At 75.2% G+C, this 18078-nt stretch carries 18 protein-coding genes; 14 read left to right on the forward strand and 4 right to left on the reverse strand.

Features of this window, described 5'->3' with window-relative positions:
* Position 1: 1 nt before the first annotated feature.
* Positions 2-808, reverse strand: a complete 807-nt coding sequence (locus tag ACWCOM_RS13235; protein ID WP_454549205.1) for an exodeoxyribonuclease III — start codon at positions 806-808, stop codon at positions 2-4.
* 243 nt (positions 809-1051) lie between these two features.
* Here ACWCOM_RS13235 and ACWCOM_RS13240 point away from each other — a divergent pair, with 243 nt between their 5' ends.
* On the forward strand, positions 1052-2293 hold the full coding sequence (locus ACWCOM_RS13240) for a CAP domain-containing protein (RefSeq protein ID WP_454549206.1): 1242 nt from the start codon (positions 1052-1054) through the stop codon (positions 2291-2293).
* A gap of 72 nt (positions 2294-2365) precedes the next feature.
* On the opposite strand, the gene nadE is transcribed toward ACWCOM_RS13240, so the two are convergent.
* Positions 2366-3190 carry an ammonia-dependent NAD(+) synthetase gene (gene nadE, locus ACWCOM_RS13245; protein ID WP_454549207.1) on the reverse strand — a complete coding sequence of 275 codons (825 nt, stop codon included), beginning with the start codon at positions 3188-3190 and terminating at the stop codon, positions 2366-2368.
* Between the two features lie 72 nt (positions 3191-3262).
* On the opposite strand from nadE, the gene modA reads away from it, so the two are divergent.
* The 7 genes from modA (at position 3263) to ACWCOM_RS13280 (ending at position 11352) form a co-directional block, all read left to right on the forward strand.
* Complete coding sequence (gene modA, locus ACWCOM_RS13250) at positions 3263-4054, forward strand: molybdate ABC transporter substrate-binding protein (protein WP_454549208.1); 792 nt, start codon at positions 3263-3265, stop codon at positions 4052-4054.
* A gap of 97 nt (positions 4055-4151) precedes the next feature.
* The gene (locus ACWCOM_RS13255) at positions 4152-4955 is read left to right on the forward strand and encodes an enoyl-CoA hydratase (protein WP_454549209.1); all 804 of its coding nucleotides are present in this window, start codon (positions 4152-4154) and stop codon (positions 4953-4955) included.
* A 51-nt stretch (positions 4956-5006) separates the two neighbouring features.
* A complete protein-coding gene (locus tag ACWCOM_RS13260) occupies positions 5007-7361 on the forward strand; it encodes a glycoside hydrolase family 65 protein (protein WP_454549210.1) in 2355 nt (784 codons plus the stop codon).
* A gap of 42 nt (positions 7362-7403) precedes the next feature.
* Complete coding sequence (recQ, locus tag ACWCOM_RS13265; RefSeq protein ID WP_454549221.1) at positions 7404-9305, forward strand: DNA helicase RecQ; 1902 nt, start codon at positions 7404-7406, stop codon at positions 9303-9305.
* A gap of 100 nt (positions 9306-9405) precedes the next feature.
* Positions 9406-9804 carry a TOBE domain-containing protein gene (locus ACWCOM_RS13270; protein ID WP_156269187.1) on the forward strand — a complete coding sequence of 133 codons (399 nt, stop codon included), beginning with the start codon at positions 9406-9408 and terminating at the stop codon, positions 9802-9804.
* A gap of 49 nt (positions 9805-9853) precedes the next feature.
* Positions 9854-10702, forward strand: coding sequence for an ABC transporter permease (locus ACWCOM_RS13275; protein ID WP_454549222.1), 849 nt, complete (start codon positions 9854-9856; stop codon positions 10700-10702).
* Positions 10699-11352, forward strand: coding sequence for an ATP-binding cassette domain-containing protein (locus ACWCOM_RS13280; RefSeq protein WP_454549211.1), 654 nt, complete (start codon positions 10699-10701; stop codon positions 11350-11352). The genes ACWCOM_RS13275 and ACWCOM_RS13280 overlap by 4 nt, the downstream gene beginning before the upstream one ends.
* 70 nt (positions 11353-11422) lie before the next feature.
* Here ACWCOM_RS13280 and ACWCOM_RS13285 read toward each other — a convergent pair whose 3' ends face one another.
* Positions 11423-12052: a TetR/AcrR family transcriptional regulator gene (locus ACWCOM_RS13285; protein ID WP_454549212.1), complete on the reverse strand. Its 630-nt coding sequence runs from the start codon at positions 12050-12052 to the stop codon at positions 11423-11425.
* Between the two features lie 82 nt (positions 12053-12134).
* Here ACWCOM_RS13285 and ACWCOM_RS13290 point away from each other — a divergent pair, with 82 nt between their 5' ends.
* Positions 12135-13343, forward strand: coding sequence for an acyl-CoA dehydrogenase family protein (locus tag ACWCOM_RS13290; RefSeq protein WP_454549213.1), 1209 nt, complete (start codon positions 12135-12137; stop codon positions 13341-13343).
* Between the two features lie 67 nt (positions 13344-13410).
* Positions 13411-14169, forward strand: a complete 759-nt coding sequence (locus ACWCOM_RS13295) for an SDR family NAD(P)-dependent oxidoreductase (RefSeq protein WP_454549214.1) — start codon at positions 13411-13413, stop codon at positions 14167-14169.
* A 79-nt stretch (positions 14170-14248) separates the two neighbouring features.
* Here ACWCOM_RS13295 and ACWCOM_RS13300 read toward each other — a convergent pair whose 3' ends face one another.
* Complete coding sequence (locus ACWCOM_RS13300; RefSeq protein ID WP_454549215.1) at positions 14249-15001, reverse strand: ZIP family metal transporter; 753 nt, start codon at positions 14999-15001, stop codon at positions 14249-14251.
* Positions 15002-15167: 166 nt separating this feature from the next.
* On the opposite strand from ACWCOM_RS13300, the gene pyrE reads away from it, so the two are divergent.
* The 4 genes from pyrE to ACWCOM_RS13320 all read left to right on the forward strand — a co-directional run bounded on the left by pyrE (position 15168) and on the right by ACWCOM_RS13320 (position 18045).
* Positions 15168-15749 carry an orotate phosphoribosyltransferase gene (gene pyrE, locus ACWCOM_RS13305; RefSeq protein ID WP_454549216.1) on the forward strand — a complete coding sequence of 194 codons (582 nt, stop codon included), beginning with the start codon at positions 15168-15170 and terminating at the stop codon, positions 15747-15749.
* The gene (locus ACWCOM_RS13310) at positions 15742-16389 is read left to right on the forward strand and encodes a TrmH family RNA methyltransferase (protein WP_454549217.1); all 648 of its coding nucleotides are present in this window, start codon (positions 15742-15744) and stop codon (positions 16387-16389) included. Before pyrE ends, ACWCOM_RS13310 begins: the two co-directional genes overlap by 8 nt.
* An 89-nt stretch (positions 16390-16478) precedes the next feature.
* Positions 16479-17501, forward strand: coding sequence for a class II fructose-bisphosphate aldolase (fbaA, locus tag ACWCOM_RS13315; protein WP_454549218.1), 1023 nt, complete (start codon positions 16479-16481; stop codon positions 17499-17501).
* A gap of 124 nt (positions 17502-17625) precedes the next feature.
* Entirely contained in the window at positions 17626-18045 is a 420-nt protein-coding gene (locus ACWCOM_RS13320; protein ID WP_454549219.1) for a DUF3151 domain-containing protein, read from the forward strand.
* The last annotated feature ends 33 nt before the right edge of the window (positions 18046-18078 follow it).

The following is an 18078-nucleotide window of genomic DNA, read 5'->3' on the forward strand; positions in this document are numbered from 1 at the left end:
CTCAGTCGATCTCGACGACGACGGGGGCGTGGTCCGAGGCGCCCTTGCCCTTGCGCTCCTCGCGGTCGATCACCGCGTCGGTGACCCGGGCGGCCAGGGCCGGGGAGTAGAGCTGGAAGTCGATGCGCATGCCCTCCTTCTTCGGGAAGCGCAGGCCCTTGTAGTCCCAGTAGGTGTAGACGCCCGGGCCGGGCAGCCGGGGGCGGACCACGTCCTGGTAGCCGGCCTCCTCGAGGAAGGCGCGGAAGGCGGCCCGCTCCGGCTCGCTGACGTGGGTCAGGCCGTTGTCCAGGAAGAACTGCAGGTCCCACACGTCCTCGTCCTGCGGGGCGACGTTCCAGTCCCCCACGAGGGCGACCTGGGCCCCGGAGTCCTCCTCGACCCACTGCCGGGCGTGGTCCTTGAGCACGCGCAGCCACTCCAGCTTGTACGGCATGTGGGGGTCGTCCAGGCCGCGGCCGTTGGGGACGTAGAGGGACCAGACGCGGACCCCGTTGCACGTGGCCCCGATCGCGCGCGCCTCCTGCACCGCGTCCTCGCCGGGCTTGCCGAAGGCCGGCTGGCCCGGGAAGGTGCGCTCGACGTCGTCGAGGCCCACCCGCGAGGCGATCGCCACGCCGTTCCACTGGCTCAGGCCGAAGTGGGCGACGTCGTAGCCCATGAACTCGAAGAGCTCCCACGGGAAGTTCTCGTCCTTGGCCTTGGTCTCCTGGATGGCCAGCACGTCCACGTCGGAGCGCTGCAGCCAGGCCTCCACGCGGTCGGCGCGGGCGCGGACGGAGTTCACGTTCCAGGTGGCGATCTTCATGGCCCCCACGTTACCGGGTGGCCCGGACGGCGACGCCCGCGCCCCCCGGGCGCGGCACCTCCTCCCGGGCCCGCTCCCGGGTCGTCCCCCCGAGTCGTCCCCCGCGCGTCGTCCTCCCGCGTCGTGCCGCCGCGCCGGGTGACGTGGGGCGTCCCCGGGATCCCGGCCCCGGGTAGTTGCAGATGCTAATTTCCTGCTGGCCCGCGCCCCCGGCGGAGCCGACCCCAGCAGGGAGAGACCCCCATGAACCTCGCACGGACCGTGCTCACCGTGACCACCGCCGCCGCGCTGCTCCTCGGCGGGACGTCGGCCGCGCTCGCCGCACCGCCTCCTCCCGCCCCGCAGGAGCCCGTCCACGCCGCCGGCGCACCGGCCGTGACGTTGGAGGGCGGCTCGGCCGCCGGGGCCGCTCCGGCCGCTCCGGCGGCGGCCCCCTCCACCGGCGGGACGGCCGGAGCGGCCTCCGCGGGCGTGCACCCCACCACGGCGGCGCACGTCACCGAGGCCTTCGAGATCGTCAACGAGCACCGGCGCCAGGCGAGGCGTGCCCCGCTGGTCTACAACACGGCCCTGTCCCGCAACGCCCAGCAGTGGGCCGAGACCATGGCCGGCGCCCGCAAGGAGTCGCGCAACCCGGACCCCTGGGCGGGCGCCCCGGCCGGCGGCGTCCGGATGGACCAGTACTACGGGAAGGGCGTCTTCACCGGCGCCTTCGCGGGCACCGACGCGGTCGAGGCGCTCACCCACTACCTGCTGGACTTCTTCCCCCGCAACGGCACCGACCAGTTCGCCCGGGACCTGACCCACCTCGGCATCGGCGTCAGCCACGTGGCCACGTCGGGCTCGGACGGGCCCGGGTGGGAGACCTACCTGACCGTCTACTACTACGCCTATCCGGCCGGGCAGGCCGTGCCCGGGACGTTCCCGACCCCGGCCCAGGGGTTCGTGCCCCCGCCGACCGCCCCCGCCTACGCCGTCCGCGGGGCGATCGCCACCAAGTACCAGCGCCTGGGCGGGGCCGCGGTGCTGGGGGAGCCCACGATGAACGAGCGCGGCGGCCTGGTGGACGGCGGGGTCTACCAGCAGTTCCGCAGGGACGGCCGCACCACCACCATCTACTGGGCCCCCGGCTACGGGGCGACGGCCGTGAAGAACTCCGGCTCGATCGGGCAGAAGTGGATCGGGGCCGGCCGGGAGCACAACTACGGCCTGCCGACCACGGACGAACGCCCCGTCGGCGGGGGCGCCCACCAGGTCTTCCGCCGCGACGGGCGCTCCACCCGGGTGCTGTGGAGCGCCGGCACGGGCTCCCGCGCGGTCAAGCTGTACGGGGCGATCGGCCGGGCCTGGACGTCCGCCGGCGCGGAGCGCGGCTACGGGTTCCCCGTCACCGACGAGTACCGCCACGGCGCCGAGGTGCGCCAGCGCTTCTCGAAGGGCCACACCGTCCACTACGCGGCCGGGCGGACCTGGGTCACCCGCTGACGGCGTCCCGGCGACGGCCGGGCCCCGCACCCCGGGCGGGTGCGGGGCCCGGCCGTCGCCGAAAGCCGGAGGTCAGTCGCGCCACCAGTCGTCGAGGACGGTGGCCGGGGTGGTGCGCTTGTGCCGGGTCGTGCGCCAGCGGTGCTCGATCTTCTCCGCCACGGCGTCGTCCACGTCGCGGCCCTCCAGATAGTCGTCGATGTCGTCGTAGGACAGCCCGAGCTCGGACTCGTCCGTCTGGCCGGGGGCCTCGTCGAGCAGGTCGGCGGTGGGCGCCTTCGCCCACAGGCGCTCCTCGGCGCCGAGGGTCTTGGCGAGGAGCCGGTTCTGCCGCTTGTTCAGCCCGAACAGGGGCAGCAGGTCCGCCCCGCCGTCGCCGTACTTGGTGAAGAACCCGGTCACGGACTCGGCGCCGTGGTCGGTGCCGATCACCAGGCACTGGTGCTCCCCGGCGATCGCGTACTGGGCGATCATCCGCACGCGGGCCTTGATGTTGCCCTTGTTGAAGTCGGAGATCCGCCGGTCGGTGGCGTCCTCGAAGCCCCCCTCGAAGCCGTCCACCGCCGGGGCGATGTCGTAGGTGACGGTGCGGTCGGCGGCGATGAAGCGCAGGGCGGCCTGGGCGTCGTCCTCGTCGTGCTGGACCCGGTACGGCAGGCGCACCGCCACGAACTGCGCCTCGCCGCCCTCCGCGCGCAGCCTCTCGGCGGCCAGCTGGGCCAGCCGGCCCGCCAGCGTGGAGTCGAGGCCGCCGCTGATCCCGAGCACGAAACCCCGGCTGCGGCTGGCCCGGAGGTAGTCGCAGAGAAATTGGACGCGCGCCTCGATCTCCTGCTGGGGGTCGATCTCGGGCTTCACGCCCATCTCGTCGATGATTGTCGCCTGGAGTTTCCGCATGCACCCATGCTAGTGCGAGGCGCCGACGGCGCCGCAAGGACACCGCGGGAGGCGCCGCGTAGGATGCGGGCCATGCCCCTGCACCGCTCCAGGACCCCGGCCCGGGCGCGCCGGCGCGCCCGCCCGGCCGCCGCCGCGGGCGTCCTGCTGGCCGGGGCGGCGCTGTCCGGCTGCGGGACCCCGGGCGCGCCGGAGCGCGTCGACGTCTACGCGGCCTCCTCCCTCACCGGGGCGTTCACCGAGCTGGCCGCGGCGTTCGAGGCGCAGCACCCGGGCGTGGACGTGGCCCTGAACTTCGCCGGCTCCGCCGACCTCGCCGTCCAGATCGCCGAGGGCGCCCCCGCCGACGTGTTCGTCGCCGCGGACGAGCCCACCATGCAGCGGGTCGTGGCCTCGGGCCGGGCGGTGGGCGAGCCGGTGGAGCTGGCGGGCAACCGCCTGACGATCGCGGTGGCCGAGGGCAATCCGCACGGGGTGCGCGCGCTGGCCGACCTGCGGCGGGCGGACCTGGCCACCGTGGTGTGCGCCGAGCAGGTCCCCTGCGGCCGGGCCGCCCGCGCCCTCCAGGAGCGCGCCGGGCTCGCCCTGCGGCCGGTGAGCGAGGAGAACTCCGTGACCGACGTCCTGGGCAAGGTCCGCTCCGGCCAGGCCGACGCGGGACTGGTCTACGTCACCGACGTGGCCGCCCACGAGGACGAGCTGGACGGCGTCCCGCTGCCCGGCGCCGCGGCCTCCGCGAACACCTACACGGTGGTGGGCCTGGACGGCGCGGCGCAGGACCGGGCCGCCGAGTTCGCCGCCTTCGTGACCGGCCCCGCCGGCCGGGAGCAGCTGCGGCAGGACGGCTTCGACGTGCCGGGCTGACCGGCGCCGACCGGCGCCGCCCTCCGCGATCCGACGACCACCACCGATTCCGACCACCACCGAGCCCGACGACGAGCACGCGAACCAGGAGACCAGCATGAGCGACCCGCACGGCACCGACTCCCGCGAGACCCCCCGGAACATCCTGGTCGGGACCCGCGGGCGGGTCGGGATCATCACCCTCCACCGGCCGAAGGCCCTCAACGCCCTCGACGAGGCCACCCTGCGCGAGGTCGTGGCCGCGTCCGCCGCGCTGGACGCCGACCCCGGGATCGGGGCGATCGTGCTGACCGGCTCCGAGAAGGCCTTCGCCGCCGGCGCCGACATCAAGGAGATGGCCGGGCGGGGCGCCGCGGAGATGTACCTCGCGGACTGGTTCGCGGGCTGGGAGGCCTTCACCCGGGTCCGCACCCCCGTGGTCGCCGCCGTGGCGGGCCACGCCCTGGGCGGCGGGTGCGAGCTGGCGATGATGTGCGACATCCTGCTCGCCGCGGACACGGCCCGCTTCGGCCAGCCCGAGATCAACCTCGGGGTGATCCCCGGGATGGGCGGGTCCCAGCGGCTGGCCCGCGCCGTGGGCAAGGCCAAGGCCATGGACATGGTCCTCACCGGCCGGACGATCGGCGCCGAGGAGGCCGAGCGGATCGGGCTCGTCTCCCGGGTGGTGCCCGCGGCGCAGCTGCTCGAGGAGGCGCTGGGCGTCGCGGAGACCGTCGCCGCGAAGTCCCTGCCCTCGGTGCTGGCCGCGAAGGAGGCCGTCAACGCCGCGTTCGAGACGACGCTGGCGCAGGGTGTGCAGTTCGAGCGCCGGCTCTTCCACGCGCTGTTCGCCACGGAGGACCAGAAGGAGGGCATGGCCGCGTTCACCGAGAAGCGCGAACCGCGGTTCACCCACCGCTGAGCCCGCCCCCGCACCCGGGGGGCTGCCCTCCGGGGGCGCTACCGTGGTCCCATGCCCACACCGCCGCACGACGCGTCCGCCTGGCAGATCCGCGAGTCCGCCCTCGACCCCGGGGCGCGCGGGGCCCTGGAGTCCGTCTTCGCCCTGGCCAACGGGTACGTCGGGGTGCGCGGCACCCTGGACGAGGCCCAGCCCAGCGCCTCCCGGGGCACCTTCATGTCCGGGGTCTACGAGTACCACCCGCTGTCCTACCCCGAGGGCGGCTACGGGCACCCCGAGCACGGGCAGGCCGTCATCGGCGTGGCAGACGGCAGCACCGTGCGCCTGCAGGTCGACGGCGTGCCGCTCGACGTCCGGGAGAACCCGCCGGAGGAGCACGACCGGGTGCTGGACCTGCGCGAGGGCACGCTGCGCCGGGAGACCGAGTGGCGCACCCCCCGCGGCGCCCGGATGCGCCTGACCTCCACGCGCCTGGTCTCGCTGGTCCAGCGCTCCGTCTCGGCCGTCCGCTACGAGGTCGAGGCCGTGGACCGCGCCGTCCAGGTCGTGGTGCGCTCGGACCTGGTGGTCAACGGCACCCCGCCCAAGGTGGACAACGCCGACCCACGGGTGGCCGAGGTCCTGGAGCGGCCCTTCCGGGCCCGGCTCGGCCGCCGCCACGACACGGGCGGGGTCCTGGTGCACCGCACCCACGGCAGCAGGATCGGCGTGGCCGCCGCCGTGGACCACGCCGTGGAGCTGCCGGACGGCGGCACCGTCAGCACCCGGGGCGACGACGACCAGGTCGTCACCACGCTCGTGGCGGAGCTGCGCCCCGGCGAGCGCGTGGGGTTCGTCAAGTACCTGTGCCACGTCAGCTCCACGGACGACCCGTCCGTGGACCTGCAGGAGCGGGCGCTCGCGGCGCTGGACGGCGCCCGGCACCGGGGCTGGGACGGCCTGCTCACCGCCCAGCGGGCCGAGCTGGACGAGTTCTGGGACGGCGCCGACGTGGAGGTGGACAGCGACCCGGAGCTGCAGCTGGCGGTCCGCTTCGACCTGTTCCAGCTCCTGCAGGCCGCCGCCTGCGTCGACGGCGCCCCGGTCGGGGCGAAGGGCCTCACCGGCGGCGGCTACAGCGGGCACACCTTCTGGGACATCGAGGGCTTCGTGCTGCCGGCGCTGGCGCTGCTGCGCCCGCTCGACGCCGCCCGGCTGCTGCGCTGGCGCTCCTCCACCCTGGACGGGGCGCGGGAGCGGGCGCGGGTCCTGGACCTCGCCGGCGCCTCCTTCCCCTGGCGCACCATCGACGGGCACGAGACCTCGGCGTACTGGCCGGCCAGCACCGCCGCCATGCACGTCAACGCCGGCATCGCCCGGGCCTTCGGCTGGTACGCCGACGTCACGGGCGAGGACCTCACCACCGTCGGCGGCGTCGACGTCCTCGTGGAGACGGCGCGCGTGTGGGCGGCCATGGCGCACGAGGACCACGAGGGCGCCGTCCACTACCGCGGGATGACCGGCCCGGACGAGTACACCGGGGTGGTCGACGACAACGTGTTCACCAACCTCATGGCCCGGCGCAACCTCCGGGCTGCCGCCGACGCGTGCGCGGCGCACCCCGAGCACGTGGGGCGGCTCTCCGTGACGGCGGAGGAGCTGGAGCGCTGGCGGGCCGTGGCGGAGGCGATCCACGTGCCCTACGACCCGGCGTGCGGGGTGCACCCCGCCAACGAGGGGTTCACGACCTACCGCGAGTGGGACTTCGAGGCCCGGCGGGACGGCTACCCCGTGGAGGAGCACTTCCACTACGCGAAGATCTACCGCCGCCAGGTCGTCAAGCAGGCGGACCTCGTCCTGGCCCTGTGGTGGTGCGCCGAGGAGTTCACCCCCGCGCAGACCGCCCGGGACCTGGAGTACTACGAGCAGCGCACCGTCCGCGACTCGTCCCTCTCCGCCTGCGTGCAGGCGGTGGTCTGCGCCCGCGTGGGCCACCTGGACCTCGCGTACCAGTACCTGCGGGAGTCCGCCCTCGTGGACCTGCGCGACATCCAGCAGGACGCCGGCCAGGGGCTGCACCTGGCCTCCGCCGCCGGGTCGTGGCTGGCCGTGGTCTGCGGGTTCGGCGGACTGGACACGGAGGGCGGGCAGCTGCGCCTGGCCCCGCGCCTGCCGGAGGACCTGCACCGGATCGCCTTCCGCCTCCGGTGGCGCGGCCACCGGCTCGGCGTGGAGACGACCCGCTCGGGCACCACCGTGCGGCTGCTGGACGGCGCGGCCGGTGAGGTGGCGCTGCGGATCGACGGCGCGCCCCTGACCGTCACGGCCGACCGCCCCGCGACCGCCCCGCTGCGCACCCCGCGCCCGCCCGGCCCCGTCCCGCGCCAGCCCCCGGGCCGCGCCCCGCGCGCCCCCCACCGGCCGTGACGCCCCCGCGCCCGCACCGGCTACCCTGGCCGGGTGGGTGAGATGTGGAGCGGGCCGGAGCCCGACGGGACCGAGCCCCCGCCGGACGCCCCGGACGGGCGGGCCCCGCACGGTCCCGGGGCGGCCGACGCGGCGGGACCGGCGGCGCCGGCGGCCCTCGAGGTGCTCACCCGCGTCTGGGGCTACGACGCCTTCCGCGGGCAGCAGGCCGAGATCGTCGAGTCGATCGTCCGCGGCGAGGACGCGCTGGTGCTCATGCCCACCGGCGGCGGCAAGAGCCTGTGCTACCAGATCCCGGCGCTGGTCCGGGAGGGCACCGGGGTGGTCATCAGCCCGCTCATCGCGCTCATGCACGACCAGGTCGACGCCCTCGAGCAGCTCGGGGTGCGCGCCGCGTACCTGAACTCCACCCAGACCGTCGAGGAGCGCCGCGCCGTCGAGGGCCGCCTCCTGGCCGGCGAGCTCGACCTGCTCTACCTCGCCCCCGAACGCCTGCCCGTGGCCGCCGACCTGCTCGACCGCGCCCGCATCGCGCTCTTCGCCGTCGACGAGGCGCACTGCGTGGCCCAGTGGGGGCACGACTTCCGCCCCGACTACCTCGGGCTGACCCTCCTGCACGACCGGTGGCCCCGGGTCCCGCGCATCGCCCTCACCGCGACCGCCACCGCGCAGACGCGCGAGGAGATCGTCCGCAACCTCCGCCTGGACGGCGCCCGCGTCTTCGTCTCCAGCTTCGACCGGCCCAACATCCAGTACCGCGTGGGGCCCAAGAAGGACGCCCGCCGGCAGCTGCTGGAGCTCGTCCGCACCGAGCACAGCGGCGAGGCCGGCATCGTCTACTGCCTCAGCCGCGCCTCGGTGGAGCGCACGGCCGAGTGGCTGGCCGCCCAGGGCGTGCCCGCGCTGCCGTACCACGCCGGGCTGCCCGCCGAGCTGCGCGCCCACCACCAGACCCGCTTCCTGCGCGAGGACGGGATCGTCATGGTCGCGACCATCGCCTTCGGCATGGGCATCGACAAGCCCGACGTACGCTTCGTCGCCCACCTCGATCTGCCCAAGAGCGTGGAGGGCTACTACCAGGAGACCGGCCGCGCCGGGCGCGACGGGCTGCCGTCCACGGCGTGGCTGGCCTACGGGCTGCAGGACGTCGTCCAGCAGCGGCGGATGATCGAGGACGGCGAGGGGGACCGGCAGCGCAAGCGCGCCCAGAGCCTGCACCTGGACGCGATGCTCGCGCTGTGCGAGACCGTGCAGTGCCGCCGCCAGCAGCTGCTGCGCTACTTCGGCGAGGACAGCGGACCGTGCGGCAACTGCGACACCTGTCTCAGCCCGCCCGAGGCCTTCGACGGCACGGTGCCGGCGCAGAAGCTCCTGTCCACGGTCGTGCGGCTGGACCGGGAGCGGGGCCAGCGCTTCGGCGCCGGGCACCTGGTGGACATCCTGCTCGGCCGGGAGACCGACCGGGTGGTGCGGATGCGCCACACCGAGCTCACCACCTTCGGCATCGGCACCGAGCTGGGCGAGCAGGAGTGGCGCGGGGTGGTGCGCCAGCTGCTGGCCCAGGGCCTGCTCCAGGTGCAGGGCGAGTACGGCGTCCTGACGCTCACCCCCGCCGCGGCGGAGGTGCTGCGCGGGCAGCGGGAGGTGCGGCTGCGCCGCGAGCCCGAGCGGTCCCGAACCGTCCGCGCGCCGCGGGCGGGCGCGGCACGGCCGGTCCTCGACGAGCCCCAGGAGGAGCTCTTCCAGCAGCTGCGGGCCTGGCGCGCCGGGGTGGCGAAGGAGCAGGGCGTGCCGGCGTACGTCGTGTTCAACGACGCCACCCTCGCCGCGATCGCCCAGGCCCGGCCGAGCACGCTGGGCGAGCTGCGCGGCATCTCCGGCGTCGGCGACGCCAAGCTCGAGCGCTACGGCGAGGCCGTCCAGCAGGTCGTCGCCGGCGGCTGAGCCCGCCTGGACCCGCGTGCCGCCCCCGGCGCGCAGGCCGGGTCCGCATCTGAGACCGAGGTCCCCGGTCGTGGACCGCAGATGCGGATAGCATGGCGCCATGACCGAGATCAGGATCGCCGACGCGGCCCGCTTCCTCGGCGTCAGCGACGACACCGTCCGGCGCTGGATCGAGCAGGGCACGCTGGGCAGCACCCGGAGCGCCACCGGCCAGAGCGTGGTGGACGGGCTGGAGCTGGCCCGCCTGCTCAAGGAGCGCTCCGTCCGGCCCGAGGACCCCGCCCGCGTCGCCAGCTCGGCGCGCAACCGGTTCGTGGGCCTGGTCACCGAGGTGGTGTCCGACACCGTGATGTCCCAGGTGGAGCTGCAGTGCGGCCCGCACCGGGTGGTCTCGCTGATGAGCACCGAGGCCGTCCGGGACCTCGGCCTGGAGCCCGGCCGTGTGGCCACGGCCGTGGTCAAGTCGACCGACGTGGTCGTCGAGACCCCCGGGACGTGAGGCCGTGGTGCAGACCGGGCCCTCCGGCGCCGGCCGGGTCCGGGCCGCCGTGATCCGGCGCCGCCCCCGCGGCTTCAGCACCGTGCCCGGCTGGGTGTGGGCCCCGGCGGCCCTGGGCGCCCTGGTGGTGGTCCTGCCGGTGCTCGGGATGCTCGCCCGGGTGGACTGGGCCGGGTTCCTCGGCCTGATCGGCTCGCCCTCGGCCCTGCGCGCCCTCGGGCTGAGCCTGCGCACGGCCGCCGCGAGCACCGCGCTGTGCGTGCTCCTGGGCGTGCCCCTGGCGCTGCTGCTGGCCCGCACCGAGTTCCCCGGCCGGCGTGCGCTGCGCGGCCTCGTGCTGCTCCCGCTGGTCCTGCCGCCCGTCGTCGGCGGCCTGGCCCTGCTGTACACGTTCGGGCGCCACGGCCTGATCGGCCGCCACCTCGAGCTCGCCGGGATCAGCATCGCCTTCTCGACCGCGGCCGTGGTGCTCGCCCAGACCTTCGTGTCCCTGCCGTTCCTGGTCGTCAGCCTGGAGGGCGCCCTGCGCACCGCGGGGGAGCGCTACGAGCGGGTCGCGGCGACCCTCGGGGCGGGCCCCGGCACCGTGCTGCGCCGGGTGAGCCTGCCGCTGGCCCTGCCGGGACTGGCCTCGGGGGCCGTGCTCGCCTTCGCCCGCAGCCTGGGCGAGTTCGGGGCCACCCTGACCTTCGCCGGCAGCCTCGAGGGCGTCACCCGCACCCTGCCGCTCGAGATCTACCTGCAGCGCGAGACGGACCCCGACGCCGCGATCGCGCTCTCGCTCGTGCTCGTGCTGGTCGCGGTGCTCGTGGTGGGGATCTCCGCGCCCGGCCGGCTCCGGGGTCCCGGACCGCGGCCCGGGGCCGGCTCCGGGGCCGGCCCGGGAGCGGCGGCGTGAGCCTGGAGGCCACCGTCCGGCTGCGCGCCCGGGACCTGGACCTGGCCGTGTCGGTCCCCGACGGGCAGACCCTGGCGGTCACCGGGCCCAACGGGGCGGGCAAGTCCTCGCTGCTCGCGGTCGTCGCCGGGCTGCTCGTGCCGGACACCGGCCGGGCCGCCCTGGACGGTCGGGTGCTGTTCGACCTCGACGCCGCCGGGCGCGGCCCGTGGGTCCCGGCGCACGACCGCGGGGTGGTCCTGCTCGCCCAGGACCCGCTGCTGTTCCCGCACCTGAGCGTGCTCGAGAACGTCGCCTTCGGGCCCCGCTCCCGGGGGGCGGGCCGGCGCCGGGCGCGGGCGGCGGCCGCGCAGTGGCTCGAGGCCGTGGGCGCCGCCCCTCTGGCGCACCGCCGCCCCGCCGCGCTGTCCGGGGGGCAGGCCCAACGGGTGGCCGTGGCCCGCGCGCTCGCCGCGGACCCGCGGCTGCTGCTGCTCGACGAGCCCTTCGCCTCCCTCGACAGCACCGCCGCCCCGGCCCTGCGCGAGCTCCTGCGGCGGGTGCTCGCCGGGCGCATGGCCGTGGTCGTCACGCACGACCCCGCCGACGTCGAGGCCCTCGCCGACGCCGAGGTCCGCCTCGAGCACGGGCGGGTCGCCGGCGCGTCCTGACGCGCTTCCCGGCGGCCCGGCACCGGCGCCCTCCGGTCCGGCCCGGACCCCTCGGGCCGGTCTCCCCGGGTCAGTCCTCCTCGGCCCGGCCGTACCGGGGCCGCTCCGCCCGGATGCCGCCCACGATCAGCAGGCCCAGCTCCCGGTAGGCGCCGGGACCCTCCACCCCGCCCAGGCCGGTGCGCTGCTGGATCCGGTCCATGGCCGAGGAGATCAGCTCCGCGATGAACCCGGTGGGCACGGGGCGGAACTCGCCCGCGGCCACGCCCTCGGCCACGAGCCCGGCGAGCTTGGCCGAGGCGATCCGCGTGTTGCGCTCGTAGACCTCCGAGGCCACGGGGGAGCCGGCCACGTCCTGCAGGAACCGGGCGGAAGCCGGCCGCAGCTGCTCGGCCATCGCCTCCAGGTAGGCGCGCAGCCGGTGCCCCGCCCCGCCCGGACCGCGCAGGGCCTCCTCGGTGCCCCGGCTGACCTGCCGGAAGAAGGCCACCAGCACCGCCCGCACCAGCTCCTCCCGGCTGCCGGCCAGGGCGTAGATCGTGGCCTTGGAGCAGCGCAGCCGCGCCGCGGCGCCGTCCATGGTGAACTCGCGGAAGCCCTCGCGCAGGAAGATCCCGAGCAGCTCGTCGAAGAGCTGCTGCTGGCGGGGCGTGCGGGCCGCGGCCCCGCGCGCCGCGGCTGGTGGGGTGATGTGGGTCACAGTACGATGTTACTCACCACCGTACTGTTCGACCCGGTCCCGGCGGGCCACCACTCCGCCCGGGCCGACGAGAGGACGTTCCATGACTCCGGTCCTGCGCGGGGAATCCCCGTCCGTGGAGCACGTCGCCGGCATCCGCTTCCCGGACGCCGACCTCTTCTCCTTCGCCGCCCTCCTGCCGCCCGCCGAGCGCGCCCGGCTGGCCGACCTGCACGCCTTCCTCCAGGACCAGGTCCGCCCCGCCGTCACGCCGTACTGGAACCGCGAGGAGTTCCCGGCCCACCTGCTCCCCGCCCTGGCCCGGCACGGGCTGGGGGAGCTGGAGCTCTCCGGGGCGAGCCGGCTGTTCCGGGGTCTGGCCTACGCCGAGGTCGCCCGGGCGGACGTGTCCCTGTCCGCCCTGGTCGGCATCCACAACGAGCTCATCCTCGGGCTGATCGACGCCCTGGGCTCACCCGAGCAGAAGGCGCGCTGGCTGCCGGAGCTGCGCTGCTTCCGCGCCCTCGGGGCCTTCGCCCTGACCGAGCCCGAGCACGGCTCCGACATCGCCGGGGGCCTGGCCACCACGGCCGTGCGGGACGGGGACGAGTGGGTGCTCACCGGGGCCAAGCGCTGGATCGGGGCCGGCACGATCGCCGACGTCGCCATCGTCTGGGCCCGGGACACCGCCGACGGCCAGGTCAAGGGCTTCCTCGTGGAGACCGACCGGCCGGGCTGGTCGGCCGCCAAGATCGAGCACAAGATCGGGCTGCGGATCATGCAGAACGCCGACATCGTCCTGGACGAGGTCCGCGTCCCCGCCGCCAACGCCCTGCCCGGGGCCGGCAGCTTCGCCGCCGCCAACGAGATGCTGCGCAACTCCCGGGCCTGGGTCGGCTGGCAGAGCGCCGGGGCGCAGCTGGCCATCTTCGACGTGGCCCGCGCCTACGCCCTGGACCGGACCCAGTTCGGCCGGCCGCTGGCCGGGTTCCAGCTCGTGCAGGAGCCGCTGGCCCGGATCCTCGGCAACGCCACCGCCTCCCTGGGGCTGATGGCCCAGCTCGCCCGGCTGCAGGAGGACGGCGCCTTCGACATGCCGCACGCCGCCCTGGCCAAGGCCACCACCACGTCCCTGGCCCGGGAGTCGGCGGCCCTGGGCCGGAACCTGCTCGGCGGCAACGGCGTGGTCACCGACCACGAGATGGCCAAGCTGTTCAACGACGTCGAGATCATCTACACCTACGAGGGCACCTACGAGATCAACGCCCTCATCGTGGGCCGCGCCGTCACCGGCGTCTCCGCCTTCGTCTGAGCCGCCTGCCCGAACCGCCCGGCCCGAACCGCCCGGCCGGGGCCGTCCGCCCCCGTGAAAGGACCCCATGGACGTCACCGACACCTCCGCCCTCGTCACCGGCGCCGCCTCCGGGCTTGGCGCCGCCACCGCCGCGATGCTCGCCGGGCGCGGCGCGCGGGTCGTGGGCGTGGACCTGCCCGCCGCCGTCGCCGCCGCCCCCGACGTCCCCGGCGTGCGCTACGCGGCCGCCGACGTCACCGACCGCGACGCCGTGCGCGAGGCCGTGGCCGCCGCGGCCGCGGCCGGGCCGCTGCGCACCGTCGTCAACTGCGCCGGGATCGGGCCCTCGGCCCGGGTGCTGGGCAAGCGGGGGGTGCACGACCTCGACCTGTTCGAGACCGTCCTGCGGGTCAACCTGCTCGGCACCTTCACGGTCCTCGCGCTCGCCGCGGAGCGGATCGCCGCCACCGACCCCGTCGACGACGACGGGCAGCGCGGGCTGATCGTCAACACCGCCTCCGTCGCGGCGTTCGAGGGCCAGGTCGGGCAGGCCGCCTACGCGGCGTCGAAGGGCGGGGTGCACAGCCTATGCATCACCGCGGCCCGCGACCTCGCCAGCTCGGGCATCCGCGTGAACACCATCGCCCCCGGCGTGATCGAGACCCCCATGCTCGCGGCGGTCGGCGAGGAGTTCCGGCAGGGGCTCGCCGCGGGCGTGCCCTTCCCGCGCCGGCTCGGCCGGCCGCAGGAGTTCGCCCAGCTCGTCGCGTCCTTCCTGGACAACGACTACCTCAACGGCACCACGGTCCGGATGGACGGCGCCCTGCGGATGGCCCCGCGCTGACCCCGGCACCGGCCCGGACCGCGGCTCCACCGCGGACGGGCCCACCAGGACGACGCCGCCCTCCCCGCCGGGGCGCCGGTCAGCCCAGGGAGTGCAGGCTGAAGGCCGCCAGGAAGCCCAGCGTGGCGATCAGCCCGGAGTACAGGGCGGCCTTCTCGAAGGCCTCCGGGATCATCGTGTCGGTGACCATCGCCAGGATGGCCCCGGCGGCCACGGCGTTGACGAAGGCCAGCGTGGCCGGCGCGGCCCCGTCCAGCAGCAGGTAGCCGAGCAGGGCCGCCAGCCCCGAGGCCGCCGCGATCGTCCCCCAGATGCCGAACACGTAGCCGGGGCCGCGCCCGGCCCGCTTCCAGCCCGCCGTGCTGGAGAGCCCCTCCGGGACGTTGGAGATGAACACCGCGGCGAACATCGGCAGGCTCAGCCCGCCCCCGCCCAGGAAGCTCAGCCCCAGCACCATGGACTCCGGGACCCCGTCCAGCAGCGCCCCGATCGCGATCGCCCCACCGCTGCCGCCGTGGTCGGCCTGCGAGGGCTGCTGATCCCCGGAGCGTTTGCGGTGCCGGGCGCCGTGTCGGGCCAGCAGGACGTTGAGGGCCACGTAGACCACCGAGCCCGCCAGGAAGCCCGAGGCGGTGGGTGCCAGGCCGCCCTCGTCCACGGCCTCCTGGACGAGCTCGAAGGCCAGCGCCGAGATCAGCACACCGGCGCCGAAGGCCATGACCACCGCGACCACCCGGGCCGGCACCCGCACGAACCACGCGATCGCGCTGCCCAGCAGCAGGGCGCCGCCCGCCAGCAGACCGGCACCACCGGCCAGGAGCCATTCCGGCACGGGACTCCTTCCGTCTCGATCGTCCGCATCCGTCCCGGCACAGCTCATACCCTTCCGGGCGGATCGTCAAACGCCGTCCACGCGCCCGGTGCCGCACCGGGGCCGGGCGGACCGCCCGGCCCCGGGCGGGGCACCGGCGGATCCGCGGCCCCATAGACTGGGGCCCATGACCACCGACTTCTCGCCCGTGGACCTCGCGACCGCCCGCGAACGCCTCCGCCGGCTGATCATCGACCTCGCCGTGGTGCACGGCAAGGTCACCCTGGCCAGCGGCATCGAGGCCGACTACTACGTGGACCTGCGGCGCGTGACCCTGCACCACGAGGCCTCCCGGCACGTGGGCCAGGTGATGCTCGCCATGCTCGACGACGCCGGGATCTCCTTCGACGCCGTGGGCGGGCTGACCATGGGCGCCGACCCGGTGGGGCACGCGATCATGTACGCCGCCGGGGACCGGGGGCGGGCGGTGGACGCGTTCGTGGTCCGCAAGGCCCAGAAGAGCTACGGGATGGGCCGGCAGGTCGAGGGCCCGCCGGTGGCCGGCCGCGACGTCGTCGTCGTCGAGGACACCTCCACGACCGGGGGCTCGGCGCTCACCGCGGTGGAGGCCCTGCAGCGGGCCGGCGCCAACGTGGTGGCCGTGGCCATCATCGTGGACCGGCGCACCGGCGCCAAGGAGCGCATCCAGGAGACGGCGGGCGTGCCCTGCCTCTACGCCTTCACGAAGGACGAGCTCGGACTTGACTGACCCCGCCGCCGAGGCCGCCGCGGCCGGGCCCGCGGTGGGCGTCGGCCCGTGGGAGGGCTCCTGGCCCGAGGGCGCGCAGTGGGACCCGGAGCTGCTGGCGCACGGGGACCGCCGCAACGTCGTGGACGGCTACCGGTACTGGACCGTGGAGGCGATCGTCGCCGACCTCGACACCCGCCGGCACGGCTTCCACGTGGCCGTGGAGAACTGGCAGCACGACCTCAACATCGGCTCCGTGGTGCGCACCGCCAACGCCTTCCTCGCCCGGGAGGTGCACATCGTGGGGCGGCGGCGCTGGAACCGGCGCGGGGCCATGGTCACCGACCGCTACCAGCACGTGCGCCACCACGCGAGCGTCGAGGAGTTCGCGGCCTGGGCGTCCGCCGAGGGGCTGCCCGTCATCGGGATCGACAACTTCCCGGACTCCGGGCAGCTGGAGACCTACGACCTGCCGGAGCGCTGCGTGCTGGTGTTCGGGCAGGAGGGCCCCGGCCTCAGCCCCGAGATGCACGCCGCGGCGGGGGCGACCCTGTCGATCGCCCAGTTCGGCTCCACGCGCTCGATCAACGCCTCCGCCGCGGCCGCCGTGGCCATGCACGCGTGGGTCCGCCGCCACGTGTACGGCCAGCCGCCGGGCTGAGGGCACGACCCGTGACGGCCGTCCGTCGTCCCCCGGCGGCGGTTTGGCTAGAGTGGGAGGCAGGCCACACCCGACCCGAAGGAGCCAGCATGCCCATCGCAACCCCTGACGTCTACGCCGAGATGATCGACCGCGCGAAGGAGAAGGGCTTCGCCTACCCGGCGATCAACGTCACCTCCTCCCAGACCCTCAACGCGGCCATCCGCGGCTTCGCCGAGGCCGGCTCGGACGGCATCATCCAGGCCTCCACCGGCGGGGCCGCCTACTGGTCCGGGGCCTCCGTCAAGGACATGGTCACCGGCTCGCTCGCGATGGCGGCGTACGCCCGCGAGGTCGCGAAGAACTACGACGTCAACATCGCCCTGCACACCGACCACTGCCCGCAGGACAAGCTCGAGGGCTTCGTGCTGCCGCTGCTGGAGGCGTCGGAGAAGGCCGTGGCCCGCGGCGAGGACCCGATCTTCCAGTCCCACATGTGGGACGGCTCGGCGATCGAGCTCGACGAGAACCTGAAGATCGCCCAGGAGCTGCTGGCCCGCACGTCCAAGGCCAAGATCATCCTCGAGGTCGAGATCGGCGCGGTCGGCGGCGAGGAGGACGGCGTCGAGAACGAGATCAACGAGAAGCTCTACTCCACGGTCGAGGACGGCCTGGCCACGGTGGAGGCCCTCGGCGCCGGGGAGAACGGCCGCTACCTCACGGCCCTCACCTTCGGCAACGTGCACGGCGTGTACAAGCCCGGTGGGGTCAAGCTGCGCCCGGAGCTGCTGCAGCAGATCCAGCAGGAGGTCGGGGCCAAGCTCGGCCAGGACCGGCCCTTCGACCTCGTCTTCCACGGCGGCTCCGGGTCCTCCGCGCAGGAGATCGCCGACGCCGTCTCCTACGGCGTGGTCAAGATGAACGTGGACACCGACACCCAGTACGCGTTCACCCGCCCGATCGCCGGCTTCATGTTCGCGAACTACGACGGGGTGCTGAAGATCGACGGCGAGGTCGGCAACAAGAAGAAGTACGACCCGCGCGTGTGGGGCGCCCTGGCCGAGGAGTCCATGGCCGCCCGCGTGGTCGAGGCCTGCCAGGACCTCGGCTCCGCCGGGACCTCCGTCAAGTAGCGCCACCACCCTCCGCGGTCGCGCGGGACCGACGGCGGCGCCCCGCCCGAGCGGGGCGCCGCCGTCGTCCGTCCCGCGTCCCGCACGCATCCCGCAGCTCCGCGCACCGAAAGGACCCCTCCCCATGAGCCTCACCGGCAAGAACCTGCTCGACGGCCCCGAGCCCACCCGCCTCTCGGCGGACCCGGCGCTGGCCGAACGCATCGAGGCGGGCGATGAGGCGGAGGACCTCGCGGCCCGCTTCCCGAAGGCGTCCCTCGCCTGGGCGATGTGCGCCGAGGACGCCCTCGCCGAGGGCCGGACGTTGGAGGGCTACGCGTTCGCCCGCGTGGGCTACCACCGCGGCCTGGACGCCCTGCGCGGCCACGGCTGGAAGGGCCACGGGCCCATCCCGTTCTCCCACGAGCCCAACCGCGGCTTCCTCCGCGCGCTGTCCGCCCTCGGCCGGGCCGCGGCCGCGATCGGCGAGTTCGACGAGGCCGAGCGCATCCAGACGTTCCTCAACGACTCCGACCCCACCGCCGCGGAGCAGCTGCAGCGCTGACCCGGCGGCGCGTGCCCGGGGACGTCCCCGGGC

The organism is Kocuria sp. KH4, assembly GCF_053711175.1.